Annotated in this window: 32 protein-coding genes; 13 read left to right on the top strand and 19 right to left on the bottom strand. The window is 59.5% G+C overall.

The features are described from left to right. Positions 1–57: 57 nt before the first annotated feature. The 9 genes from acpS to folK all read right to left on the bottom strand — a co-directional run bounded on the left by acpS (position 58) and on the right by folK (position 7,088). Complete coding sequence (gene acpS, locus ACR0AW_RS16980; RefSeq protein WP_170392613.1) at positions 58–477, bottom strand: holo-ACP synthase; 420 nt, start codon at positions 475–477, stop codon at positions 58–60. A 1-nt stretch (position 478) separates the two neighbouring features. Further along, positions 479–1,456 (bottom strand): NADPH:quinone reductase, encoded by a 978-nt coding sequence (locus tag ACR0AW_RS16975; RefSeq protein WP_170733739.1) that lies wholly within the window; start codon positions 1,454–1,456, stop codon positions 479–481. Between the two features lie 27 nt (positions 1,457–1,483). Further along, on the bottom strand, positions 1,484–1,810 hold the full coding sequence (locus tag ACR0AW_RS16970; RefSeq protein WP_170587919.1) for a Dabb family protein: 327 nt from the start codon (positions 1,808–1,810) through the stop codon (positions 1,484–1,486). A 16-nt stretch (positions 1,811–1,826) separates the two neighbouring features. After that, complete coding sequence (locus tag ACR0AW_RS16965) at positions 1,827–2,450, bottom strand: LysE family translocator (RefSeq protein WP_170425202.1); 624 nt, start codon at positions 2,448–2,450, stop codon at positions 1,827–1,829. Further along, positions 2,447–3,193 carry a pyridoxine 5'-phosphate synthase gene (locus tag ACR0AW_RS16960; RefSeq protein ID WP_170392617.1) on the bottom strand — a complete coding sequence of 249 codons (747 nt, stop codon included), beginning with the start codon at positions 3,191–3,193 and terminating at the stop codon, positions 2,447–2,449. Before ACR0AW_RS16960 ends, ACR0AW_RS16965 begins: the two co-directional genes overlap by 4 nt. Continuing rightward, positions 3,186–3,884 carry a DUF2062 domain-containing protein gene (locus ACR0AW_RS16955; RefSeq protein ID WP_170392618.1) on the bottom strand — a complete coding sequence of 233 codons (699 nt, stop codon included), beginning with the start codon at positions 3,882–3,884 and terminating at the stop codon, positions 3,186–3,188. Before ACR0AW_RS16955 ends, ACR0AW_RS16960 begins: the two co-directional genes overlap by 8 nt. Positions 3,885–3,900: 16 nt before the next feature. Next, positions 3,901–6,033 carry a RelA/SpoT family protein gene (locus ACR0AW_RS16950; protein ID WP_170392619.1) on the bottom strand — a complete coding sequence of 711 codons (2,133 nt, stop codon included), beginning with the start codon at positions 6,031–6,033 and terminating at the stop codon, positions 3,901–3,903. 25 nt (positions 6,034–6,058) lie between these two features. Then, positions 6,059–6,412, bottom strand: coding sequence for a DNA-directed RNA polymerase subunit omega (gene rpoZ / locus ACR0AW_RS16945; RefSeq protein ID WP_010437681.1), 354 nt, complete (start codon positions 6,410–6,412; stop codon positions 6,059–6,061). Between the two features lie 94 nt (positions 6,413–6,506). Continuing rightward, entirely contained in the window at positions 6,507–7,088 is a 582-nt protein-coding gene (gene folK, locus ACR0AW_RS16940; protein WP_170597420.1) for a 2-amino-4-hydroxy-6-hydroxymethyldihydropteridine diphosphokinase, read from the bottom strand. 126 nt (positions 7,089–7,214) lie between these two features. Here folK and ACR0AW_RS16935 point away from each other — a divergent pair, with 126 nt between their 5' ends. The 7 genes from ACR0AW_RS16935 (at position 7,215) to ACR0AW_RS16905 (ending at position 11,680) form a co-directional block, all read left to right on the top strand. Further along, positions 7,215–7,790: a LabA-like NYN domain-containing protein gene (locus tag ACR0AW_RS16935; protein ID WP_039541714.1), complete on the top strand. Its 576-nt coding sequence runs from the start codon at positions 7,215–7,217 to the stop codon at positions 7,788–7,790. A gap of 202 nt (positions 7,791–7,992) precedes the next feature. Further along, positions 7,993–8,943 (top strand): 4-hydroxy-3-methylbut-2-enyl diphosphate reductase, encoded by a 951-nt coding sequence (gene ispH / locus ACR0AW_RS16930; protein WP_170402316.1) that lies wholly within the window; start codon positions 7,993–7,995, stop codon positions 8,941–8,943. Next, positions 8,940–9,392 (top strand): DUF3429 domain-containing protein, encoded by a 453-nt coding sequence (locus ACR0AW_RS16925; protein WP_170402319.1) that lies wholly within the window; start codon positions 8,940–8,942, stop codon positions 9,390–9,392. Before ispH ends, ACR0AW_RS16925 begins: the two co-directional genes overlap by 4 nt. Further along, on the top strand, positions 9,389–9,976 hold the full coding sequence (locus ACR0AW_RS16920; protein ID WP_170508484.1) for a class I SAM-dependent methyltransferase: 588 nt from the start codon (positions 9,389–9,391) through the stop codon (positions 9,974–9,976). The genes ACR0AW_RS16925 and ACR0AW_RS16920 overlap by 4 nt, the downstream gene beginning before the upstream one ends. Then, complete coding sequence (gene rnhA / locus ACR0AW_RS16915; protein WP_170733738.1) at positions 9,969–10,436, top strand: ribonuclease HI; 468 nt, start codon at positions 9,969–9,971, stop codon at positions 10,434–10,436. Before ACR0AW_RS16920 ends, rnhA begins: the two co-directional genes overlap by 8 nt. Then, positions 10,433–11,056: a trimeric intracellular cation channel family protein gene (locus tag ACR0AW_RS16910; RefSeq protein ID WP_170392625.1), complete on the top strand. Its 624-nt coding sequence runs from the start codon at positions 10,433–10,435 to the stop codon at positions 11,054–11,056. The genes rnhA and ACR0AW_RS16910 overlap by 4 nt, the downstream gene beginning before the upstream one ends. Positions 11,057–11,080: 24 nt before the next feature. Continuing rightward, positions 11,081–11,680: a Clp protease/crotonase-like domain-containing protein gene (locus ACR0AW_RS16905; RefSeq protein WP_170733737.1), complete on the top strand. Its 600-nt coding sequence runs from the start codon at positions 11,081–11,083 to the stop codon at positions 11,678–11,680. Here the strand turns inward: ACR0AW_RS16905 and speB are convergent. The 6 genes from speB to def (ACR0AW_RS16875) all read right to left on the bottom strand — a co-directional run bounded on the left by speB (position 11,677) and on the right by def (ACR0AW_RS16875) (position 14,989). Then, on the bottom strand, positions 11,677–12,498 hold the full coding sequence (speB, locus tag ACR0AW_RS16900) for an agmatinase (protein WP_480439348.1): 822 nt from the start codon (positions 12,496–12,498) through the stop codon (positions 11,677–11,679). The genes ACR0AW_RS16905 and speB overlap by 4 nt on opposite strands. A gap of 62 nt (positions 12,499–12,560) precedes the next feature. Then, positions 12,561–12,797 (bottom strand): GlsB/YeaQ/YmgE family stress response membrane protein, encoded by a 237-nt coding sequence (locus tag ACR0AW_RS16895; protein ID WP_170392628.1) that lies wholly within the window; start codon positions 12,795–12,797, stop codon positions 12,561–12,563. A 1-nt stretch (position 12,798) separates the two neighbouring features. After that, positions 12,799–13,035 (bottom strand): hypothetical protein, encoded by a 237-nt coding sequence (locus ACR0AW_RS16890; protein ID WP_170392629.1) that lies wholly within the window; start codon positions 13,033–13,035, stop codon positions 12,799–12,801. Positions 13,036–13,041: 6 nt separating this feature from the next. After that, on the bottom strand, positions 13,042–13,956 hold the full coding sequence (gene fmt, locus ACR0AW_RS16885) for a methionyl-tRNA formyltransferase (protein WP_170733736.1): 915 nt from the start codon (positions 13,954–13,956) through the stop codon (positions 13,042–13,044). A gap of 23 nt (positions 13,957–13,979) precedes the next feature. Beyond that, a complete protein-coding gene (def, locus tag ACR0AW_RS16880) occupies positions 13,980–14,474 on the bottom strand; it encodes a peptide deformylase (protein WP_170733735.1) in 495 nt (164 codons plus the stop codon). Continuing rightward, a complete protein-coding gene (gene def, locus ACR0AW_RS16875; protein WP_170392632.1) occupies positions 14,471–14,989 on the bottom strand; it encodes a peptide deformylase in 519 nt (172 codons plus the stop codon). Before def (ACR0AW_RS16875) ends, def (ACR0AW_RS16880) begins: the two co-directional genes overlap by 4 nt. A 94-nt stretch (positions 14,990–15,083) precedes the next feature. Between def (ACR0AW_RS16875) and ACR0AW_RS16870 the strand changes: the two genes are divergently transcribed. Both ACR0AW_RS16870 and ACR0AW_RS16865 read left to right on the top strand, forming a co-directional pair. Next, complete coding sequence (locus ACR0AW_RS16870; protein ID WP_170508492.1) at positions 15,084–16,256, top strand: MalY/PatB family protein; 1,173 nt, start codon at positions 15,084–15,086, stop codon at positions 16,254–16,256. 30 nt (positions 16,257–16,286) lie between these two features. Then, positions 16,287–16,985: a fumarylacetoacetate hydrolase family protein gene (locus ACR0AW_RS16865; RefSeq protein WP_170733734.1), complete on the top strand. Its 699-nt coding sequence runs from the start codon at positions 16,287–16,289 to the stop codon at positions 16,983–16,985. A gap of 91 nt (positions 16,986–17,076) precedes the next feature. Here ACR0AW_RS16865 and ACR0AW_RS16860 read toward each other — a convergent pair whose 3' ends face one another. After that, positions 17,077–17,430: a hypothetical protein gene (locus tag ACR0AW_RS16860; protein WP_170392635.1), complete on the bottom strand. Its 354-nt coding sequence runs from the start codon at positions 17,428–17,430 to the stop codon at positions 17,077–17,079. A gap of 212 nt (positions 17,431–17,642) precedes the next feature. On the opposite strand from ACR0AW_RS16860, the gene ACR0AW_RS16855 reads away from it, so the two are divergent. Further along, positions 17,643–18,632, top strand: a complete 990-nt coding sequence (locus ACR0AW_RS16855; protein WP_170733733.1) for a glutathione S-transferase family protein — start codon at positions 17,643–17,645, stop codon at positions 18,630–18,632. On the opposite strand, the gene ACR0AW_RS16850 is transcribed toward ACR0AW_RS16855, so the two are convergent. Continuing rightward, a complete protein-coding gene (locus tag ACR0AW_RS16850) occupies positions 18,614–18,976 on the bottom strand; it encodes a response regulator transcription factor (protein ID WP_008756687.1) in 363 nt (120 codons plus the stop codon). The genes ACR0AW_RS16855 and ACR0AW_RS16850 overlap by 19 nt on opposite strands. A 181-nt stretch (positions 18,977–19,157) precedes the next feature. Here ACR0AW_RS16850 and ACR0AW_RS16845 point away from each other — a divergent pair, with 181 nt between their 5' ends. Genes ACR0AW_RS16845 through ACR0AW_RS16835 form a run of 3 tightly spaced genes read left to right on the top strand, consistent with a single transcriptional unit; the run spans position 19,158 to position 22,216 of the window. After that, positions 19,158–20,123, top strand: a complete 966-nt coding sequence (locus ACR0AW_RS16845) for a threonine-phosphate decarboxylase (protein ID WP_170733755.1) — start codon at positions 19,158–19,160, stop codon at positions 20,121–20,123. Then, positions 20,120–21,040 carry an adenosylcobinamide-phosphate synthase CbiB gene (gene cbiB, locus ACR0AW_RS16840; RefSeq protein WP_170508498.1) on the top strand — a complete coding sequence of 307 codons (921 nt, stop codon included), beginning with the start codon at positions 20,120–20,122 and terminating at the stop codon, positions 21,038–21,040. The genes ACR0AW_RS16845 and cbiB overlap by 4 nt, the downstream gene beginning before the upstream one ends. Positions 21,041–21,052: 12 nt before the next feature. After that, positions 21,053–22,216: a lytic murein transglycosylase gene (locus ACR0AW_RS16835; protein ID WP_170733732.1), complete on the top strand. Its 1,164-nt coding sequence runs from the start codon at positions 21,053–21,055 to the stop codon at positions 22,214–22,216. Between the two features lie 10 nt (positions 22,217–22,226). Here ACR0AW_RS16835 and ACR0AW_RS16830 read toward each other — a convergent pair whose 3' ends face one another. Together ACR0AW_RS16830 and ACR0AW_RS16825 are read right to left on the bottom strand one after the other, a co-directional pair. Further along, positions 22,227–23,024, bottom strand: coding sequence for a class II glutamine amidotransferase (locus ACR0AW_RS16830; RefSeq protein ID WP_170648503.1), 798 nt, complete (start codon positions 23,022–23,024; stop codon positions 22,227–22,229). 125 nt (positions 23,025–23,149) lie between these two features. Continuing rightward, positions 23,150–23,503, bottom strand: coding sequence for a hypothetical protein (locus ACR0AW_RS16825; protein WP_170392640.1), 354 nt, complete (start codon positions 23,501–23,503; stop codon positions 23,150–23,152). Between the last annotated feature and the right edge of the window lie 30 nt (positions 23,504–23,533).

The raw sequence follows: 23,533 nt of genomic DNA, 5'->3' as shown, positions 1-23,533 counted from the left end.
TGCTCTCTCCAGTCTATGCGTGGTTGGGGTGCTACATGCGTGTCGGGTGGAGGCAAGTCAAGGCTGCGCGGGTGCTTCTTGCAGCGGACGGGCCTCGATCACCACAAAGGCCTGCGCCCAGGGGTGATCATCGGTCAGGGTGACGTGGATGATCGCCTCGTGGCCTTCGGGAGTCATTTCTTTCAGACGCTCGGCGGCCCAACCGGTGACATGCATGACGGGCTGGCCGGTGCGCAGGTTGGTCACCGCCATGTCTTTCCACGCGATCCCCATCCGCAGGCCGGTGCCTAACGCCTTCGAGCACGCCTCTTTCGCGGCCCAGCGTTTGGCGTAGGTGCCCGCAGTATCGGCGCGACGCTCAGCCTTGCGCTGTTCGGTTTCAGTGAAGACACGGTTACGGAAGCGGTCGCCGAACCGGTCGAGCGTGCCCTGAATGCGATCAATATTTGCGAGGTCGGTGCCGATGCCGAGGATCATGTCAGACCTCCAACACAACGGTCCCGAGCTTTTGCCCCGCCTCGACCATTGCGTGTGCATTTGCCGCATCCATCAGCCCTCCGCCAGGGACGACGGCGTGGGACAGTGCGCCTTGTTCCAGCCACTGGCCCAACTGCGCCTCGCCACGACGGCGGGCGGCGGCGTCGAGTTGGTAGACGATCAGCATATGCAGGCGGATGTTCTTGAACATGAAGCCATAGAAATCCAGTTCGGGCTTCATTTGCGAAGCCGAGGCATAGCTGGCGATGGTGCCACCGGGGCGGATCATAGAAAGGGAAGCGGGTTGGTTGGCGGCGAAATCAACCTCGACAATGCGGTCTATGCCTGCGCCGTTGGTCATGTCCATCGCCGCCTCGGCCACGTCTTGCGTGCGGTAGTTGATCCATTCGGACGCGCCGGAATGGGCGGCTTTTTCATCTGAACTGACCGTTGTGATAACGCGTGCGCCGCCCAGTGCGGCCATCTGGCAGGCGTAGCGCCCGACCGTTCCCGCACCGCCGGTCACAAGCACGGTCTGGTCGGTGATCGGTCCGTCACGATAGAGCGCGTACCATGCAGTCAAGGCGGGGATACCAAAACACGCGCCCTCGGCGAAGCCGGTCGTATCTGGAAGGAATACGGCCTGTTCGGAAGGTAGTGCGATGTATTCGGCCCCAGTGCCAAAAGCGCGTTGCCATTGGCCGTTCCAGATCCAGACACGTTCGCCGACGCGCGCGGGATCGACCCCTTCGCCTACGGCCTCAATCACTCCGGCCCCGTCCGAGTGGGGAACAACCATCGGGTATTGCATCACAGCGCCAGGGCGCGCGCCGCCGCGCAGCTTGACGTCGGAGGGGTTGATGCCGCTGGCATGGACCCGGACAAGAACGTCGCCTGGGCCGGGGTTGGGCGTGGGCAGATCGACCAACTCAAGGACATCCGCCGCCGCACCAAATCCGCGATAGGTGATTGCTTTCATGACATTCCCTCGTCTCCTATTGGTCAGCTATTGGTCAGCCGCGTCGGGCGTTTCCAGATCGAACACCAAGACGCCCTCGGCCCCATCCACGCACAGCGCGACAAGCCGCGCGCCAAGTTGCTGGTGGGTTTCGTCACTGGCATAGCGCTGTAGGTCGGCCTGAGCCGCGAAATCCAGTGTGAAGCCGTAGGGATAGCTTGGGGATTTTGCCTCAAAGTCGCGGTTGGGGCCGTGGATGAAGCCACCGCAGCCCGACAAACGGTCTGCGACCGCGCCCAGCCCATCCATCACAGCGGAAAGCTCTGCGGTGTCGTGATCGGGCTCGAGTCGCAGCATCACGCAATGTCGGATCATCCTTGCACCTCAGAGGTCATGACAGGCGCACCGTGAGGATCTTGTAGCTGGCCACGCCAAAGAAACCCGCGAAGGCAAAATCAAACCAGCGGCGGGCGCGGCGATAGGCGTTGACCATGCGCGCAGACGAAAACAAGAAGGCGTAGCCGATGAAGATCAGCAGTGAACCCGCATAAAGCATGGCGAAATAACCCAGCAGCATAGCAAGGCTGGCGTCATTTGGCGCAACTATGGCGTAGATCGAGCCCCAGCTGAGGATCGCCTTGGGGTTGGTCAGGTGGATCGCCGCACCTTTGGCAAATATCGTTCCCAATGAGCCGGTGACCGGATTGCCCAGCGCCACTTCATCCGAAGTCAGCGCGCGACGTAGCGCCTTGAGCGCCAGCCAGCCCAGATAAGCGACGCCGATATAGCGGATCACCTCGAACACCCAGACATTGGCCAGCATGATCGCCGACAGCCCCAGTGCGGCGGCGATGCCCCACGCGGCGGACCCGGCGCAGATGCCCAGCGCAAAGGCCAGACCGGCGGTGCGGCCTTCGTTCATGGCGGTTCCGGCGATGCCCATGGTGGCAGGGCCCGGAGAGCCTCCGGCCATGAGCCATGCAAACCAGATCGCCACAAAGCCGGGTGTGATCATGCCCGCGCCTCGTCCATCAGGCGGCGCATTTCGTGAACCGCAGGGGTGAGGCCGCGAAAGATGGCCTCGCCGATCAGGAAGTGGCCGATATTCAGCTCTCGCACTTCAGGGAAGGCCGCCACCGGTTGCACGGTGTCGTAAGTCAGCCCGTGACCCGCATGAACTTCAAGACCCAGCGAATGGGCATAGGCGGACATCTCGCGCAGGGCTTCCAGTTCGCGCGCGGCGTCGTCCAGTTTGCCTTCGGCGTGGAAATCGCAATAGGCACCGGTGTGCAGTTCGATCACCTCAGCCCCAATGCGGTGGGCGGCGTCGATCTGGCGCTGGTCGGCGGCGATGAAGATCGACACGCGGCAGCCCACATCGCGCAAGGGCGCAATGAAATGGGCCAGCTTATTTTCCTCGCGCGCGACTTCTAACCCCCCTTCGGTTGTGCGTTCCTCGCGCTTTTCGGGAACGATGCAGACGGCGTGCGGCTTGTGGCGCAGGGCGATTTTCTGCATCTCGTCGGTTGCGGCCATCTCGAAGTTCAGCGGCACCGACAGGATCTCCATCAACCCGTCGATATCGGCGTCCGAGATGTGGCGGCGATCTTCGCGCAGATGTGCTGTGATGCCGTCGGCCCCGGCCTCTTCCGCGATCCGGGCGGCGCGTAGTGGGTCGGGATAGGCCCCGCCGCGCGCATTCCGCACGGTGGCTACGTGGTCGATATTCACGCCCAGACGCAAACGGTTGTCAGACATCTTTCGAATCCTTCATTGTCCCTGAGGTCGAGCCTAGTGGTTTTGTCGGGGGAACGTCAGCCTCTGCCTGAGCAAGGCGTTTGATTTGTTCAAACTTCGCTTTGATTCTGGCGCGGCGGCGTTGCTGATAAGTACGGATAAGCGGCAGGCTAAGATAGGCGCAGATCACTCCGGCCACGATGCCTGGAATGACCCCGCCGATCATATAAGGAAAGAACACATCGTCATAGAACCGGCTAAGCCCGTGCCAGTCCGCCTCGCGATGGGTGAACATGGCGATGCAATTGTCCTTGAGATCGCCCATCGCATCCGCAAATTTCCCCATCAACCCATCGGTATCGTCTTTGCGGAACTTGGTCCCCAGCAGGAAATGCCCGGTTTGCAGGCTTATGACCGCGATCGGCACATAGGTCAGGGGATTGCCAAAGAACGTGCCGCTGAGCGCGGCAAGAATGTTGCCGTTCAGCAGCCGCGCCAGCACGGCGGCGACCAGGAAATGCAAGCCATAGAAAGGCGTGAACGAGGCAAACACCCCTGCCCCGATGCCACGCGCGATGCGTTCCGGGCTGTCAGGCAGGCGCCGAACCCGATGTTTGACATAGTGAAAGGCACGGGTCCATCCGCCGCGCGGATAGACGAACTCTGACGCGACTTGGACAGGCGAGCGGCGATCTCGGCGCTTGAAAACCACTCGTGATCACCCCTTCTCAGCCAGCCGCAACGGCGGGTTTCGCACTTTCCCGGTACCGTTCGACCGCAGCAACGTCGCTTTCAGCCTCGAGCATCAGCATCAGCGAATGCAGCTGTTCAAGATCGCGAAGTTCGACATTGATCATCAGCCGATAAAAATCCGGTTTGCGGTCGACAAATTCGAGGTTCGAGATATTGGCCTTTTTCTCGCCGATCAATGTGCAAATACGCCCCAGCACCCCGGCATCATTGCCGATGGTCAAATCCAGCGTCGCGCCATAGACGGCGGGGTGGGTGCCCGAATGCCAGTGCAGATCAACCCAACGCTCGGGTTCATTTTCAAACTCGGTCAGGCGATCGCAGTCGATGGCGTGCACGACAACACCCTTGCCGCGATATGTAATTCCGACGATGCGCTCGCCCGGCAGTGGCTGGCAACAGGGGGCACGATCGAATTTCTGGCCCGGTTCAAGCCCGATCACAGCGCGACGGGGCGAGATCGCGTCGCCATCATCCTTGGTGAGTTCGGGATATACCGCTTCGACCACCTCATGGGCGGTCAACTCGGCACTGCCCAGACGGGCCAGCAACTCGTCCCGATCTTTTAAACGCAGGTGTTTGGCAGCGGTTTCCAGCGCCTTGTCGGTGGCTTTGCGGCCCAGGTTTTCGAACCCGGCGCGGGCCAGTTCCTTACCCAGCTTGATGAAGCGTTCCCGGTCGACCTCGCGCAAGGCGCGGCGGATCGAGGTGCGGGCTTTGCCGGTAACCGCGATCTCAAGCCAAGTGACCTGCGGGCTCTGGCCATCGGCGGTGATGATGTCAACCGATTGACCGTTCTTGAGCCGGGTCCAGAGCGGCACACGAATGCCATCAACCTTGGCCCCCACGCAGGCATGACCAATGCGGGTGTGGATTGCGTAAGCAAAATCAATCGGCGTCGCCCCACGCGGCAGTTTCACCACATCGCCCTTGGGGGTGAAGCAGAACACCTGGTCCGAATACATCTCGAGCTTCACAGCTTCGAGGAAATCCTCATGATCATCCTCACTGTCGAATTGCTCGGTCAGGTTTGCGATCCACTTTGCCGGGTCGACCGCAAAGGGGTTTTCGGACCGCACACCGTCGCGATAGGACCAGTGCGCTGCAACACCGGTTTCGGCCACATCGTGCATCTGACGGGTGCGGATCTGGACCTCGACCCGTTTGCCGTCGCGCCCCGAAACTGTTGTGTGGATCGAGCGATAACCGTTCGATTTCGGTTGGCTGATATAGTCCTTGAATCGCCCTGGCACCGCGCGCCAGCGCTGGTGGATGGCACCGAGTGTGCGGTAACAGTCTTCCTCGGTCTGGGTGATGATGCGGAACCCGTAGATGTCGGACAAACGTGAGAAACCCTGATCCTTTTCCTGCATCTTGCGCCAGATCGAATAGGGTTTCTTGGCGCGACCAAAGACTTCGGCTTCAATGCCCGCCTTTTCCAATTCGTGCCGCATGTCGCCGGTAATGCGATGGATCACGTCGCCGGTTTCGCGTTGCAGAGTGATAAAGCGGCGGATGATCGACTGGCGGCCTTCGGGGTTCAGGACGCGGAAGGCAAGGTCTTCGAGTTCCTCGCGCATCCATTGCATCCCCATCCGGCCCGCAAGCGGCGCGTAAATATCCATTGTCTCACGCGCTTTTTGCACCTGCTTTTCAGGGCGCATCGCCTTGATCGTGCGCATGTTGTGCAGGCGGTCGGCGAGCTTGACCAGAATAACCCGAAGGTCCTTGGACATGGCCATGAACAGCTTGCGGAAATTCTCGGCCTGTTTGGTCTCACGGCTGGACAGCTGCAGGTTGGTCAGCTTGGTGACGCCATCGACCAACTTGGCGACCTCATCCCCGAACAGTTCGGTAACCTTGCCATAACTGGCTTTGGTGTCTTCGATCGTGTCGTGCAACAGGGCCGTTATAATGGTCGCATCATCCAGACGCTGTTCGGTCAGGATGGCGGCAACGGCAACGGGATGAGAGAAATAGGGCTCGCCGGAATGGCGGAACTGGCCTTCATGCATCTGTTGGCCAAATTCATAGGCCCTTTCGATGCGGTCGGCATTTGTCTTGGGATTGTAATTGCGGACCAGCGCAATCAGGTCTTCTTCTGAAATCATCCGGTCCGCACCTTTGTCGCTTGGGTTACCCCTGGCCCTGGGCCTCCATCAGAGCGCGCAGGAGCTTTTCTTCCGACATGTCGTCATCCGCAGGCTTGTCAGATTCCGCACCCATCAGCAGGGCCATCTGATCTTCTTCGGGCTCATCAACCTCGATCTGGGTCTGGTTGGCTTCGATCAGACGCTCGCGCAGCTCATCAGCGCTTTGGGTTTCGTCGGCGATTTCGCGTAGCGAGACGACAGGGTTCTTGTCGTTATCGCGGTCAACGGTGATCGGGCCACCAGCAGAAATCTCGCGCGCCCGGTGGGCTGCAAGCATCACCAGTTCGAACCGGTTCGGGACCTTGTCTACACAATCTTCGACCGTAACGCGGGCCATGGGGCGCTCTCCGTAAATGAATCCGTGGCAGGAAGGGGTTTATCTAAGCGCGAATCCCCGCCTTGACAAGCAAGAAATGCCGCAAATGCGAGGATCACAGAGGCTTGACCTCTGCCACCTCATCGGGCGGCAAGGCTGCAACCATCTGCGTCACTGTCCGGTCCAGAACGGGATGGCGCCAATCGGGGGCGACATCCATCATGGGAACAAGCACAAAAGCGCGGTCCTGCAAGCGCGGATGGGGCAGGATTAGGTGTTCCGGCGCAGATTTGGTCTGATCTTCGGGGGGAAGGGTCAGCCAGCGCTGGTATTCGGCGTCATCCGGCAGCACAAGTTCATCCCAAAAGACCAGATCGAGGTCCAGAGTGCGCATGCCCCAACGCTGTTCACGGGCGCGCTCAAAATCATGTTCGATGCGGTGCAGCAGGTCCAGAACACCCTGTGGCGTGAGGTCCGATTCGATCAAAACCGCTGCGTTGACATAGTCCGGCCCTGCCCCTGCCGGAAAGCATGGGGTGGCAAAAAACCGGCTTGTCTTGCGAATCACCAAGCCCGCCTCGGCCATCGCGATCAGCGACCGCTCAAGTGTCACCTTGGGCCCACAACCTCTCAGACTGAGATTTGCCCCTAGGGCAATGACCGCTTTTGACAAGGTTTTGTCCACTTCAGACCCCATATTCGGACCAGAGAATACTTGCGATAAAGCCTAAAACACCTATTTTAAGGACACCATTGCACTGACCTATTACTTTATCACTCACGGAGCTCACGGTGCGGTGGCTTATACCGGAAGGACCATTTTATGTTTTACAAGGACGAACGGCTAGCGCTGTTCATCGACGGCTCGAATCTTTATGCAGCCGCCAAAGCACTGGGGTTTGACATCGACTACAAGTTGCTGCGTCAGGAATTTATGCGCAGAGGCAAACTGCTTAGAGCTTTCTACTACACAGCGCTACTGGAAAATGACGAGTATTCCCCGATCCGGCCTCTGGTGGACTGGCTGCACTATAATGGCTTCACCATGGTCACCAAACCGGCCAAGGAATACACCGACAGCATGGGGCGTCGGAAGGTCAAGGGAAACATGGATATCGAGCTTACCGTCGATGCCATGGAACTGGCACCACGCGTTGATCATATCGTACTGTTTTCGGGCGATGGGGATTTCCGCCCGCTGATCGCAAGCCTGCAACGGCAGGGCGTACGTGTTTCCGTTGTTTCGACCATCCGTAGCCAGCCGCCGATGATCTCGGACGAACTGCGCCGCCAGGCCGATAACTTCATCGAGTTGGAGGATCTGCGCGACGTGATCGGCCGCCCTCCGCGCGAGATGCCGACTGAACCCCGCAGCGTCGCAGCTGCAGGCGGGCACTGACCCCACCAAACCCCACCACTCACCAATGGGGGTTGGCAAGAATATGCGCGGCCAGGGCCAGAAGCCCTGGCCGCGCGACTTTAAAGGTATAGGTGCTGAAAACACCCTTGTGCTAACAGCGATTCATGTCAGTGAAATGACGCAGTGCTGTCTGGACCATGGCAATGAAAAGACCTAGGTGTTCGGTCCAGGAGATCGCCGAATGACAAAGCCGCCGCTGACATTATATCTGGCCGCCCCGCGCGGGTTCTGCGCCGGTGTGGACCGTGCCATCAAGATTGTGGAAATGGCCCTTCAAAAATGGGGGGCGCCTGTCTATGTGCGCCATGAGATCGTTCACAACAAATTCGTCGTCGACGGTCTGCGCGCCAAGGGTGCCGTGTTTGTCGAGGAGCTGGACGAATGCCCTGATGATCGCCCCGTGATCTTCTCGGCCCACGGTGTACCCAAATCGGTACCCGCCACAGCAGCCCAGCGCGAGATGATATATGTCGACGCCACCTGCCCGCTTGTATCCAAGGTGCATGTCGAAGCGCAGCGCCACGCGGATGCCGGGCTGCAGATGATCATGATTGGTCACAAGGGCCACCCCGAAACCATCGGCACCATGGGGCAACTGCCCGAGGGCGAGGTGCTGCTGGTTGAAACGGTCGAAGATGTGGCGCAGGTCGCTGTGCGTAACCCCGAAAAGCTGGCCTTTGTCACCCAGACAACCCTATCGGTGGATGACACCAAGGACATTATTGCCGCGCTTGAGGCCCGCTTCCCCGCCATCGTCGGGCCGCACAAGGAAGACATTTGTTATGCCACCACCAACCGGCAGGAAGCGGTGAAAGCCGTCGCTCCGAAAGCCGATGCCTTGCTGGTGGTGGGTGCGCCGAACTCATCGAATTCACGTCGTCTGGTCGAGGTCGCCTCGCGCGCCGGATGCAGTTATGCGCAGCTGGTGCAGCGCGCGACCGAGATCGACTGGCGTGCGCTGGAAGGAATTTCCAGCATTGCGGTTAGCGCCGGGGCATCCGCGCCCGAGGTGCTGGTGAACGAGGTGATCGATGCATTCCGCGACCACTACGATGTCACCGTCGAGCTGGTCGAAACCGCTGTCGAGAATGTCGAGTTCAAAGTTCCCCGCGTATTGCGGGAACCAGCATGAGCGGCATCCCCCGCGCGCCGTTATTCCTTGGTTTGACTGGGCTGATCCCGTTTGTCTGGGGCGCGCTGACTTATCTGAACGGTGATTTGAACGATTGGGGTCGGCAGACGCTGGGGTCGCGCTTCGTGGGGCCGTATATTCAGCTATTCTATGGCTCGGTAATCCTGAGTTTCATGTCGGGCGTGCTGTGGGGCTTCGCCACCAAAACCTCAGGCAGCAAAGCTGCGGCCTGTTACACTTTGTCGGTGTTGCCTGCACTTTGGGCATTTTTCACGACCGGCGGCGGTCCGGTGAATGCGGGCACCAACCTGATGTATGGGTTTGCGGGCTTGCTTTTGCTGGACGCCATGTTCTCATATTGGCGGTTGACCCCGGTCTGGTGGATGCGGCTGCGCGTCCTGCTAACCGCTGTCGTGCTGACCTGTCTTGCTGTGGGAGTTTACCTGTGAGTGATGAACGGACCATCAAGGCCTACACGGATCGCGTTGCGGATTACCTAAGGATCCCCCTGCCCGCCGAGCAGCTAGAGGCGCGTCAGGCTTTTGTAGATGCGGTCCGCGAGGGTGGATATGTGCTGGATCTGGGCTCGGGTCCCGGATCAGACAGCGCGTTTTTGATGCGGCAAGGGCTGAAGGTACGGGCGCTGGATGCAACCCCTGCCTTTGTTGAACATGCGCGGAGCAACGGTGTTGACGCCCACCTTGGCACCTTCGATGACGTCACAGAGGTGGCAGAGTATGACGGCGTCTATGCCAGTTTCTGCCTGCTGCACGCCCCGCGCGCCGATTTCCCGCGTCATCTGAACGCGATCCACACCGCACTGAAGCCGGGCGGGCAGCTGTTTCTGGGAATGAAGCTGGGCACAGGCGAGCATCGCGATGATTTGGACCGTTACTATACCTATTATTCAGAGACCCAGATCAAGGACGCCCTGACCTCGGCAGGTTTCACCATTGATCGTACCGTGCAGGGAATGGGGAAAGGTTTGGCCGGGTCTTACGACGGGTTCATTCTGGTATTCGCTCATGCCTGATCTCTTTGCCTATACCGATGGTGCCTGTTCCGGAAATCCCGGCCCCGGCGGCTGGGGCGTACTGCTGCGCGCGATGGATGGCGAGACCATCCTGAAAGAACGCGAGCTGAGCGGAGGCGAAGCCGAGACAACCAACAACCGGATGGAACTGCTGGCTGCAATCAGTGCTTTGGAGACGCTGGAGCGGCCCTCGAAACTGACTATCGTCACCGACAGCGCTTATGTGAAGAACGGCGTTACGGGATGGATTTTCGGGTGGAAGCGGAACGGCTGGAAGACGTCGAACAAGAAGCCGGTCAAAAATGTCGATTTGTGGCAGCGGCTGGATGAGGCGCAAGAGCGGCATCAGGTGACCTGGGAATGGGTCAAGGGCCATGCGGGCCACCCGGAGAATGAAAAGGCCGACGAACTGGCGCGCGCCGGCATGGCCCCATTCAAACCTAAGAAGGCGCAGGCGTGAGCGGGCTTGCCCTGCTGGATTACGCCTCGGTTTTGGTCTTTGCGCTGACCGGTGCGCTGGTGGCCAGCCGAGCGCAGCTTGATCTGGTCGGGTTTGCCTTCATCGCCTGTCTGACGGCAGTGGGCGGTGGTACCGTACGCGACTTGCTGCTGGACCGACATCCGATCTTCTGGGTCGGTCAGCCCGCTTATATCCTGATCGCTTGCGGCGCTGCGGTGCTGGTATTTTTTACCGCTCATCTGGTCGAAAGCCGGTATAATTGGCTGGTCTGGTTGGACAGTTTCGCCCTGTCCATCGCGGTCGCTGCTGGCACTGGTGCAGCGTTGTCACTGGATCAATCCGGCATCATCGTAGTGCTGATGGGGGTGACCACGGGCTGTTTGGGCGGCTTGATGCGTGACGTGGTGTGCAACGAGGTGCCGCTGGTACTGAAACAGGGTGAGCTTTATGTATCCTGCGCCTTTATCGGGGCCTTGACCGCTGTGTTTGCCACTCGCCTCGGGCTGGAGGGCCTGCTGGCTTTGGGCTTATGTGCATTGATTTGCTGGGCGTTGCGCGCCGGATCTCTGCTGTTCGGTTGGCAGTTGCCGGTTTACAAGGCCCGACCGCCTCGGCAATAGGGTAGAAACGGACAAGAGATCGCGATGACCTACAGACTTTCGTTTCTGGCCACGGCACTGCTGCTAACGGCATGCGCAGGGCAATACGCCCCGGTCAGCTTCACAGCAGTGGGCAATCAGATCGTCGCGTCCGGAACGATCGACCATACAACGCTCAGCGCGTTTGAAGAAGTGATGGACGAGAACCCCGAGATTAAGACGCTGGTGCTGCAAAATATCGAAGGTTCGGTCGATGATGACTCGAATGTGGTCTTCAGTCGCGTAGTGCGTGAGGAAGGGTTCGACACGGTGGTTCCATCAAACGGGCTGGTGGCCTCGGGCGGCACTGATTTGTTTCTAGCGGGTAACCGGCGCGTGCTGGAACCCGGCGCCTGCGTGGGGGTCCACAGCTGGGGCGGCGGCGGCTATGTCGCTGCGGAGCTACCCGAAGATCACCCCGAGCATGACCGGTATTTGAACTATTTCGAAGATATCGGCGTCGATCCCGACTTCTACTGGTTCACGCTGGATGCAGCATCCGAGGAAGAGATGCACTGGATGACGGCGTCCGAGGCGAACCGGTTCGACATGACTACACGGTCCGCCCCTCGCCTTGGCACTGCCGCAATCTGCGACGAACGTTAGCGCGTCAGCAGTCGCGCGCCGATTTCCTTGACGAATTTCGCCGCCACCATGGCGGTCATGCCATAGGGGTCGCGATGCGGGTTCAGCTCGACAATATCCGCGCCAATCAACTGGCCCTTAAACCGGTGGATCAGCTCGATCACCTCACGCGTGCTGAGGCCACCGGGTTCGTGATGCGACACCCCGGGGGCAAAGGCGGGGTCCAGCGCGTCAAGGTCCAGTGATAGATAAACCGGGCCATCAAAGCTGATCTCAAGATCGGGGCTCCAGTTGCGCATGTCGATTACCTCGACCCCGAACTTGTCGGCCTGTTCCTGTTGGTGCTTGTTCATGGTGCGGATCCCGACCTGCACCAGACGGTTGATCTTGCCGGTTTCCATCACGCGGGCAAACGGGCAGCCATGGCCCAGCGGGCCGATCTTCTGACTGTCATAGAGGTCGGGGTGGCTGTCGATATGCAAGACATTCAGCCCCTCATACCGGTCCGCGTGGGCCTTGATCAGCGGATAGGCGACCGAGTGATCACCGCCCAATGACAGCAGCCGTGCGCCGGTTTCAATCCGGGCGGCGGCCCCTGCCTCGATCCGGTCGATGGGTTCCTGCCCCATCATCTCGAACACATCCAGATCGCCGGTATCCTTGAAACGGTCGGTTGCGCCCAGATCAGTGCCATCCTCGGCGGTCAGGTTGGCCGCGCCGGAATGCAACGCCTCGCGGATGCGACCCGGGGCAAAGGCGGGGCCTTGCAGGAATGAGGAATGCAGGTCCAACGGCACACCCATCAGGGCGACGTCTCCGGCGGTCAGATCATGCGACATGAGAGGCCTTTCAACAAAGAATTGACGGGACATTGGTCGCAGATCACGGTCGGGTCAAGCGATCAGCGGCGGATATATGTCTGCCAAATCCATATCACCAAAAGCGCGCCCAGAACGGCGCCGATAAACCCTGAGAGCCATCCCATCACGGTGATGAGCGTGCGTAGGACCAAACCGCCCACCAAAGCGCCGACAATGCCGATCAGCATGGTGGTTGGAATATCGGCCTCGATCCGCATTAGGCGGGTGGCGAGGAAACCTGCAGCGGCTCCGACGATGATCAGGGCGATGATCGGCATATCATTTCCTCCAATGCGTGGGAACGATGATCAGCGCACCGATCGAGGACAGCACCGCGTCCAACCCCGGCGGGCCAAAGCTGATGCCGAACATGATGCGCACGAAATAGAACAGGAAAGCACCACCCACGCAGATGATGATCGACTGCAGATAGCCGTTATGGGTAAAGCCAGTCTGTTCAGACAGATAGCCTACGATCCCGGCAATCACGACCGTGCCCATCATGATCATGATCATGTACGCCTACTCCGATGACAGGCGGGTCCCGGCCGACATGGGCCATCCCCGCAGAAAAGTTTCCCTATCCTGCGCGCCCTTGCCTGCCCGTTGCAAGCGCAGCAACTCAACTGCGCCTTCGCCGCAAGCCACGCGCAGGTGGTCGTCCAGCACCTCGCCCGGAGTGCCCCGTCCTTCGGCCAGCCGCGAAGCCAGCAGTTTGATCCGATTGCCCTCGACCTCGGTCCATGCGCCGGGGAACGGGGAGAGACCGCGGATTTTTCTGTCGACTTCGGACGCGAGGGCCGACCAGTCGATCCGCGCCTCGGATTTGTCGATCTTGGCGGCGTAGGTTACGCCGACCTCGGGCTGCGGTTCGGGGGTCAGGCTCGGCAGCGTGTTCAGCGCCTCAACGATCAGCGCCGCACCCATGCCCGATAGGCGGTCATGGAGTTGCGCCGTGGTTTCCTCAATCCCGATCTCGGTGGCCTCGCGCAGCAGAACGGGGCCCGTATCCAACCCGGCCTCCATCTGCATGATACAAACACCGGTTTGCACATCGCCTGCCATGATCGCGCGGTGTATTGGCGCGGCCCCACGCCAGCGCGGCAACAGGCTGGCGTGAATGTTCAGGCAGCCATGGGTTGGCGCGTCCAGAATAGGTTGTGGCAGGATCAGGCCATAGGCGACGACCACCGCGATATCGGCATTCAGCGCTGCAAAGCTGGCCTGTTCTTCGGGTGATTTCAGCGAGGTCGGATGGCGAACGTCTAAGCCCAGCGCCAAGGCACGCGCGTGCACCGAGGTTGGACGGTCTTTTTTACCGCGACCGGCGGGGCGTGGCGGTTGGCAATAGACGGCGGCGATTTCGTGCCCGTCACGGACCAGCGCATCCAGCACCGGCACCGAGAAATCTGGCGTTCCCATGAAGATGATACGCATCCGTCCCTCCGTAGGATGGGGTTTCACCCCTTCTTCTGTGCTTTGCGCAGCAGCATGTCGCGTTTGACCTTGCTGAGCCGGTCGAAATACATCCGCCCGTTCAGGTGGTCGATCTGATGCTGCACGCTGGTGGCCTCGATGCCGACAAAATCACGGCGGTCGATCTGGCCCTGTTCGTTGAGAAATTTCACGGTCACTGCGCGCGGTCGCTTCACCTTGGCGGACACGCCGGGCAAGTTCGGGCTGGCCTCGTCATGTCCACGCAGCTCAACCGAGCTGTGCAGAATCTCGGGGTTGGCCAGTCGCACAGCTTTGCCTCGCTGGGTCGAGCCATCCACGACAGCCAGCCGCAGCATCACTCCGATCTGCGGCGCAGCGAGGCCAACACCCGGCATCGCCTCCATCGTATCGATCATATCGTCCCAGATGGTGCGGATGTCGTCGGTGATTTCCGTGACATCCTCGGCCTTGGTGCGCAGGCGCTTGTCGGGCCACGGCAGGCAGGTCCGCACCGTCATGTACGGGCCTTTTCGCGCTTGAGCTTCTGCATTTTGCGCGTGATCATCTGACGCTTGAGCGGTTTGAGATAGTCGATGAAGAGCTTACCGTTCAGATGGTCGATCTCATGCTGCACACAAGTCGCCCAGAGATCATCAAAGGTTTCCTGCTGCAGATTACCGTCACGGTCCAGCCAGGTGACATCAACCGTCTTCGGGCGCGTGACTTCGGCATATTGCTCAGGGATCGACAGGCAGCCTTCTTCGTATACGTTGGTCTCGTCCGAGGACGCGATGACCTCGGGGTTGAACATCACCAGTGGGCGTGGGGCCTCGCCTTCTTCTTTGACGCAGTCCACCACGATCAGCCGGTCGAGCACACCGATCTGCGGCGCAGCAAGGCCAATGCCGGGCGCGTCATACATCGTCTCCAGCATGTCATCGGCCAGTTTGCGCAGATCGTCGGTGATGTCGGCCACCGGCGCGCAGACCTTTTTCAGGCGGGGATCGGGGTGGATCAGGATATTGCGTTTCATGGGGCTGATTTAGGCCATCGCGCCCGCCTCCGCAACGGCCCCCTTGCACCTTATGGATTTGTGGTTAGCTTTCGCCTCGACAGATGGAGATGACATGACTTTCAACGACCTGATCGACCGCCGGGGCACCAACTCTTCAAAATGGGACAAGATGGAGCAGCTTTACGGTGTCGCCCCCGAGGATGGGCTGGCCATGTGGACGGCTGATTCCGACTATGCCACGGCCCCTTGCGTGATCGAGGCGGTGCGGGAAGCGGCCGATCATGGCGCGTTTGGATATTCATGGATGCACCCGGATTATCTGAATGCAATCCAGTGGTGGATGAAGACACGCCACAACTGGGAGATCGACACCGATTGGATTCTGACCTCACAAGGGTTGGGCAATGCGATTGCCCTGTGTCTGGATGTTTGGAGTGAACCGGGAGATGGCGTCGTGATCTTCACGCCCGTCTACCATGAGTTTGCCCATAAGGTGAACAAATCCGGCCGCCGCGTGGTGGAATGCCCGCTGGTGCGCGATGGCGACAGCTATGGGCTTGATCTGGACGATGCGCAGTCGCGGTTGGACGGATCAGAAAAGCTGCTGCTGTGGTGCTCGCCGCAAAACCCGTCAGGTCGGGTCTGGACGCCGGATGAACTGCGCGCTGTAGCGGCGTTTGCGGAGCGCAACGGGCTGATCCTTGTGTCGGACGAGATTCACCATGATCTGGTTTATCCGGGCAATACCTTCGTACCGATGGATACGGCCGCCCCCGACGCGCGCCCGTGGACGGTGACACTGACCGCGGCGTCGAAAACATTCAACATCGCCGGTCAGCGTACCGGCAACATGATCATTCCCGACGCCAAGCTGCGGGCCGAGATGCGGCACCGGATCACCACGCTGGACTATGACCCCAGTGCGTTGGGTGTGGCGATGATCACTGCCGCCTATTCGCCGGAAGGTGCAAAATGGGTCGATGAACAAATTGCCCACCTGGACGCGAACCGGAAGCTGTTTGATGCTACCATAGCCGAGATACCGGGCCTGTGGTCGATGCCGCTTCAGGCGACCTATCTGGCATGGGTCGATTTTTCGGGCACGGGTATGAGCCACGATGAGTTTGTCCGCCGCCTACGCGAAGATGCGCGGATCGCGACATCCTCTGGCCCCGGTTTCGGCACCGGTGGAGAAACCTTCGAGCGCTTCAATCTGGCCACCCAACGCGAGCGGGTTGAAGAAGCCTGTGCGCGATTGAAAGCAGCCTTTGGCGATTTGCAATGAACCCCGTTCAAAAATAAACGGAGGCACGTCATGCCCAACCACCTTTTTACGCTTCCGGACATCCCGAGCATCCCGGTGCAGGGGGAACAGGCGACCTATCCGATCGGGCGGATTTTCTGCGTGGGCCGCAACTATGCGGCCCACGCTGCCGAGATGGGGCATGAGGTGGATCGTCAGGCGCCGTTTTACTTCACCAAATCCGCGCCCAACGCGGTTTTGACCAGAGCGCATGTGCCGTATCCGGCAGGGACCGAGGATTATCATCATGAAATGGAACTGGCCGTTGCCATCGGCAAGCCGGTTTTTCAGGCCACAGCCACTGAGGCCCGCAACGCGATTTTTGGCTATGGCTGTGCGCTGGACATGACGCGCCGCGACCTGCAGATCCGCGAGCGCAACAAACAGCGCCCCTGGGATCTGGGCAAGGATGTGGAAAACGGCGCGGTCTTCGCTCCGCTGACCCGCGCCGATGACTGGAGCCCATCTGATGACAAGCGCATCTATCTGAGCGTCAATGAGCGGGTCGTACAAGACGCCACATTGTCAGAGCTGGTCTGGAAGATCGATGAACTGATCTCCCATCTATCGGGTTTCTACCATTTGCGCCCCGGCGATCTGATCCTGACCGGCACACCCGCCGGGGTCGGGCCTGTGGTCGCCGGAGACCGAATTGAAGGCGGCATCGATGGTTTGGCTCCTGTGCACCTGACCCTGACGGCCTCCGACTAAACCGTCCGGCCTGATCCCTGAGAATCTTGAGGCCCCATTACCGCCCGAGCGCCGGTGGCGCGTCGGTGCCAAAGATCAAACGGTGCGCGCGTCAGTCGCGGTTTTCAAGCAATGCGATCGGTGCATCCGGGGCGCGGTAGAAATCCAGTGGAGCCTTGTCCGTCGCCACAGTGTTACGCTTGAACTCATAGCGCATTTCACCCACCGCTTCTTCGTCTGCGATTATCAGGCACTGATACATGTGGTTGGCACCGTCATAGATATCGACGAGCCCACGCAGGCGCGGCGTGGTTTCGGCCTCGACGGTGAAACCATCCTTCCACAATGTCAAAATTTTGAAGCTATTGTCGCCAACCTCCACCCGCAAACGGCTGGATTTCTTGAGGGTAGCGATTCGGGCCGCATCCAATTCGGCGCGAATTTCCTTGGAAACATAGGTACTCATAATAAACTTCCCCCCTTAACACTCATTAGTCTGACGCGATTCCTGTAAAAATCCAGTGAACGGCGTCACATAAGTTTTGGCATTGCGGTTCTGGTGCCCAGACACCGCATCCCACCTGTGCGCGCATGCAGGCCTGATGCGCGCCCGGTGAAATAGGATCGTGGCGCAAGACGGCCTATCTTTGACCCAATCGCAATGCGAAAGGAATAACGATGGGCCTGCTTGTCGACGGCGAATGGCATGACACCTGGTATGACACCAAATCCACAGGCGGGGCGTTCAAACGCTCGGCCGCACAGTTTCGCAACTGGATCACCGCCGATGGCGCGCCCGGCCCCTCGGGGCGCGGCGGGTTCGAGGCGGAATCGGGGCGCTATCACCTTTATGTCTCGCACGCCTGCCCTTGGGCGCACCGCACACTGATCTTTCGTGAGTTGAAAGGGCTGAGCGACCACATCTCGGTCTCGGTCGTGCATCCGGATATGCTGGATAAAGGTTGGACCTTTGAGACCGACGACCATGGCGCGACCGGCGACAAACTGTTCGGATCAGAATTTGCCCATCAAATCTACACCCGTGCCGACCCTCACTATTCGGGCCGCGTTACGGTTCCGATCCTGTGGGACAAAGTTGAGAAAATGATCGTGTCGAACGAAAGCTCGGAAATCATCCGCATGTTCAACTCGGCTTTCAACGGGATCACCGGCAACACAGACGACTACTGGCCCGAGGCAATGCGGGACGAGATCGAAGAGGTCAACGCGCGCATCTATTCCGATGTCAATAACGGGGTCTACAAATCCGGCTTTGCCACCTCGCAAGAAGCTTATGACGCCGCGGTTGAACCTCTGTTCGACACGCTGGACTGGCTTGAGGATCGTCTGGCCCGGAACCGCTATCTTATGGGTGACCGCGTGACTGAGGCCGACTGGCGCCTGTTCACCACATTGATCCGGTTCGACCCGGTTTATCATTTACATTTCAAGTGCAACAAGCGTCGGTTGGTGGACTACCCGAACCTCTGGGCCTTTACGCGGGAGCTATATCAATGGCCCGGCGTGGCGCAGACAGTGAACATGAACCACATCGTGCGCCACTATCACTTCAGCCATGACAGCATCAATCCGCACCGAATTATTCCAGTGAATCCAACGTTGGACTATTCAGAACCTCATGGACGAGATCAGCGCCCCGCCGCGTAGTGTTCGACCATGGCCGCCAGATCCTCGGGCGGGGTCGAGCTTTGGACATAGGCGCAGGCATTGGCGCTATGGGCAAAGATTGATCCGTCCGAGAAGAATGTGGTGTTGGTGACGAAGATCACTCGCGCCTCGGGCCTGCGATAGCTTGCGAAATCGGCAACCGCCAAGGCGCTGCCGGTTTCCAGAACCAGATCCAGCACGATGATATCGAATGCGGTACCATACAGTGCCAGGATCGCGGCCTCTTGCGTTTCGACCAGCGTGACTTCGGCCTCCTGCCTTTGCAGATGCCGCTGCCAGACCCGACCTAGATCGGGGTTACTCTCAACAATCAGTACTTTCATTTGCAACAACCTCGGCACGTGATATGGGTGAGTGGTGCCGACCCCTGTTGTCCGTGATCACGCGATTTCCTTAACAAAGTGTTAACAAGGCCCGCACAGCGCCGTGATCGGGCGGATTCGCTTGTAAGAACGGCAAAAATCCGCTTGAAGCATGAGAAATAGGCGATTCCGGCTGGGGCAGATGGTTGGACAGGATGACAGATTGAACCCTCGGGCTGCGCGCGATCATGGCGGAGGGCTGGATGGCGCGATGACGCGGTTTGGGGGCACGCGCGCAGGCTGGATCGATCTGTCCACGGGGATCAATCCGCATGCTTATGAGGTCTCGGGCCTGCAGCCTCCGGACTGGATGGAACTGCCGGATCATGGCGCGTTCGAACGCCTCTCGGACGCGGCGCGGGTGTTTTGGAACGTGCCTGATGGGGCCGAGATTCTGCCATCGCCTGGTGCCTCTGCGGTGATTGCCCGCGTGCCCGCGCTGACCAAAGCCGGCCGCGTGCAGATCACGATGCCCACTTATAACGAACATGCCGCTGCATTCACCGCTCAGGGTTGGACGGTGCACGAGAACGGCCCGGCTCAGGCACGTGTCATCGTACACCCCAACAATCCCGATGGGCGCATCTGGCAGGACGCGGATGTCGACGCGTCGCTGACGGTGATCGATGAAAGCTTCTGCGACGTAACGCCCGAAGCCTCGCTGATTCATCTGGCCCAGCGGCCCGGCATCGTGGTGCTGAAGAGCTTTGGCAAATTTTGGGGGTTGGCCGGGTTGCGACTGGGTTTTGCAATTGGCCATCCCGATCTGATTGCACGATTGAACGACCTGACCGGACCATGGGCCGTATCCGGCCCGGCACTGCGGATCGGCGCGCAAGCGTTGCACGATGTAAAATGGGCTGATGAAACGCGCATGCGTCTGGCAAATGAAGCAACACGGTTGGATCAGCTTTTAACGTCCAAAGGTGCGCGGCTGATTGGCGGCACCAGCCTGTTCCGCCTCTACGACGTTGATGGCGCGACCGCCTGGCAAGACCGATTGGCGCGGGCGCATATCTGGAGCCGAATTTTCCCCTATTCCCGGACCTACCTGCGCCTTGGATTACCGCCAGCAGATGGTTGGGCCCGGTTGGAAGCAGCGCTGTGAGCACCGCGTTCCTATTGGTCTGCGCTATGTGTCTGGACGCAGCATTGGGTGAGCCGGATTGGCTGTGGTCGCGGATTCGCCACCCTGCCGTACTGATGGGCAACGCGATTGGCTGGCTGGACAACCGGCTGAACCATGGGGCGTATCGCCGCCTCAAAGGGGTTGCGACGGTACTCATCCTGGTTGCGGTGGCACTCATCCTTGGCCGGTTGCTAGCGCTGCTTGGTCCGATCGTCGAGATCGTGGTCTGCGCCATCCTTCTGGCCCAGAAATCCCTGATCACCCATGTTCGCGCAGTTGGCGAAGGCCTGTTGACCTCGCTTGCCGAAGGGCGCGCGCAGGTCGCCATGATTGTCTCGCGCGATACGCGAGATATGACCGAGGCGCAGGTGGCGCGCTCGGCCATCGAAAGCGCCGCCGAAAACTTGAGCGACGGGGTGATTGCCCCAGCCTTCTGGTTTCTGGTCGCAGGTCTGCCGGGGCTTCTGGTTTACAAGGTCGTCAACACCGCCGACAGTATGATCGGTTATCGCAACGACAAATACCGCGCCTTCGGCTGGGCAGCAGCGCGGCTGGATGATTTGCTGAACCTTGTCCCGGCACGCCTGACCTTCGTAATGATCGTCGCGCTGTCCAGCCAATGGTCGCGCTGGGGAGAGATGGTTGAGGATGCACGCCGCCATATCTCACCCAACGCAGGCTGGCCCGAGGCCGCGATGGCACGTGCGCTTGATATCGCGCTGGCAGGACCGCGCAGCTATGACGGGCAGATGCGGGATCTCGCCTGGGTGAACGGGAATGCCCGGCAAGAAATCGACGCGGCGGAGGTTTTTCGCGCATCAGACATGCTCTGGCAGGTATGGGGGCTTGCGCTTGGGCTCGTGTCGGTGTGGGTTGGGTTCAACTTCATATTCTGACGGATCAGTCTTATGCGTTTCCTTTCCGGCCTTATTGCCGCCGCCCTCTTCGCCTCGCCTGCACTCGCCCAATGCGGCGGTGGGTTCAATGCCTTCGTCAAAGGGCTGAAAGCAGAAGCCATTCAGCAGGGTAACGACAAATCCACCGTCAACAGCTTTTTCAAGGGCGTGCAGCAGGACGGAGCCGTTCTGAAAGCCGACCGCGCGCAGGGCGTATTCCAGAAACCATTCATCGACTTCTCGCGGCGCCTGATTTCACAGAACCGGATCGACCGGGGCAAGGCCATGTCGGGCAAATACGACGCGGTGTTTGACCGGATTGAGCAGGAATACGGCATTTCGCGGGGTGTGCTACTGGCATTTTGGGCGTTCGAGACCGACTACGGGTCCTTTCAGGGTGATTTCAACACTCGCAACGCGCTGGTGACGCTGGCCCACGACTGCCGCCGCCCCGAGTTGTTCCGCCCGCAGATTTTCGCCGCGATCGAGCTGTACAGCCAGGGCAATTTTGACCCCGCCCGCACCACCGGGGCTTGGGCCGGTGAAATCGGCATGGTCCAGATGCTGCCCCGCGACATTCTGGAAAACGGCGTGGATGGGGACGGAGACGGCAAGGTTTCGCTAAAAACCTCGGCGCCGGATGCACTGATGTCCGGGGCCAAGATGCTGTCGCATCTGGGTTGGCAACCGGGTCAGCCATGGTTGCAAGAGGTCACCGTGCCCGCGCAGATGGACTGGTCTCTCTCTGGCCCCGGCAAGCCCCGCTCAGTGTCCGAATGGCAGGCGATGGGCGTGCAGGCGCGCAGTGGGTCGTTGGCAAATCTGCCTGCCTCGCTGATCCTGCCACAAGGGCACAAGGGCCCCGCCTTTCTGGCTTACCCGAATTTCGACGTCTATTTCGAATGGAACCAGAGCTTCGTTTACGTCCTGACCGCCGCCTATTTCGGCACACGGCTGGAAGGCGCGCAGATTTACGATGCAGGTAATTCTGCGCCGGGGCTGACGGGCGCGCAGATGAAGCAGTTGCAGAGCAAACTGCAGGCGCGTGGGCACGACGTGGGCAAGATCGACGGCATCCTTGGGGCCGGAACGCGTGCGGCTGTGCAGGCTGAACAACTGCGTCTGGGTTTGCCAGCCGATGCGTGGCCAACGACACAGCTGCTGAAGCAGCTATAAGGGTCAGCGCCTAGGCAACCTTTGCAGGTTCACGTTTCACTGACGGATCAAACGCATGGATAGATACCAGCGAGCCTTCTGTGACGATGGCGGTATTGGGCTGTATTTCAACCCAGCCGTCACTGTCTGCATCAAGCGGTTCGGACGATATCACTATCCCGTCTTCTGAGGTTCGGTAATGCAGACTGGGTGCATAACGATCAGACGCATAGCGCGCCGCAAATACACGCTTGCCGTCTGACCAGCACGCAGCAAACCGCATATAAGGCGACGATCCGCATTGACGGGACAGCGCTTCCACCCGCCCCACGGCCCGTGCCATTGCGTCGATCGGATTTGAATCCAGACCTTCGCCATGAGCAATCAAAAAGATCGCTTCACTTTCTGTCGCACCCATTCGGTGCCCGTATAAATGTGCCGGGATCATAGCATCGAGCTGCTGCCGGATTTGGTCATGCCCTCCAGCCTGGCCATTGTGCATGAAGCTCCATTTGCCAAATCCAAATGGGTGACAGTTGTTGCGCGAGGTCGCAGTGCCTGTCGACGCTCTTACATGGGCCAAAAACAGTCGTGATCGTGTGTGATGAGCCAGTTGTTTGAGATTTGCATCGGACCATGCGGGATGAGTGTCCTTGTAGAAACAGGGCGTTTCGCGATCAGAATACCAGGCCAGTCCAAACCCATCGGCATTGATTGGTGTCTTCCCAATCAACGCGTTGCGGCTTTGAATGACAAGCGATTGCTCTTGCTCCTGAATCAATTCATCCAGATATCGCTGCTCCCCAACCCAAGCCAAAAAACGGCACATTTGGCATCCCCATCAGTTTTTCGATCCAGGGCATTCTACAACTTGATTTGACGATGATTATCCCGTTTTCTTCCGTTTTTACTCAAAGCCTCTATCAAATTTACCAATTGATCGGGAAAAACAGATCAATTACTCGCTCTGACCGGGTAGCGATCGCCTTTCTCGTCGATCAGGATCAACCGCTCACCACTGCGGACATATAGGTCGCATCGGCTGAACCCATTGCGATACGCTATGCAAACACTGCCGTCCCCGGCGATGGAATAGGTGCCAAAGGCGGATTCTCCGCTGGCATAGGTATAAGAATAGGCCCCTCCAGCCGAGTATTTGGACTGGCCGTCGTCGTAGAAAGTGAGAGTGCGGCCGGCCAAAGCCTCCAATTCTTCTGGCGTCAAGGGGACGTCACCGGGTTTCGTGGGCCATTCGGCAGCCCAGAGGGGGTTGGCCGCGAGCAATGCGAGGGTGAAATATCGGATCATGATGCTAGCCTACCCTCATACACGGGTTAT

It is taken from the genome of Ruegeria sp. C5, assembly GCF_056537605.1.
This window is presented reverse-complemented; position numbering and strand designations above follow the sequence as displayed.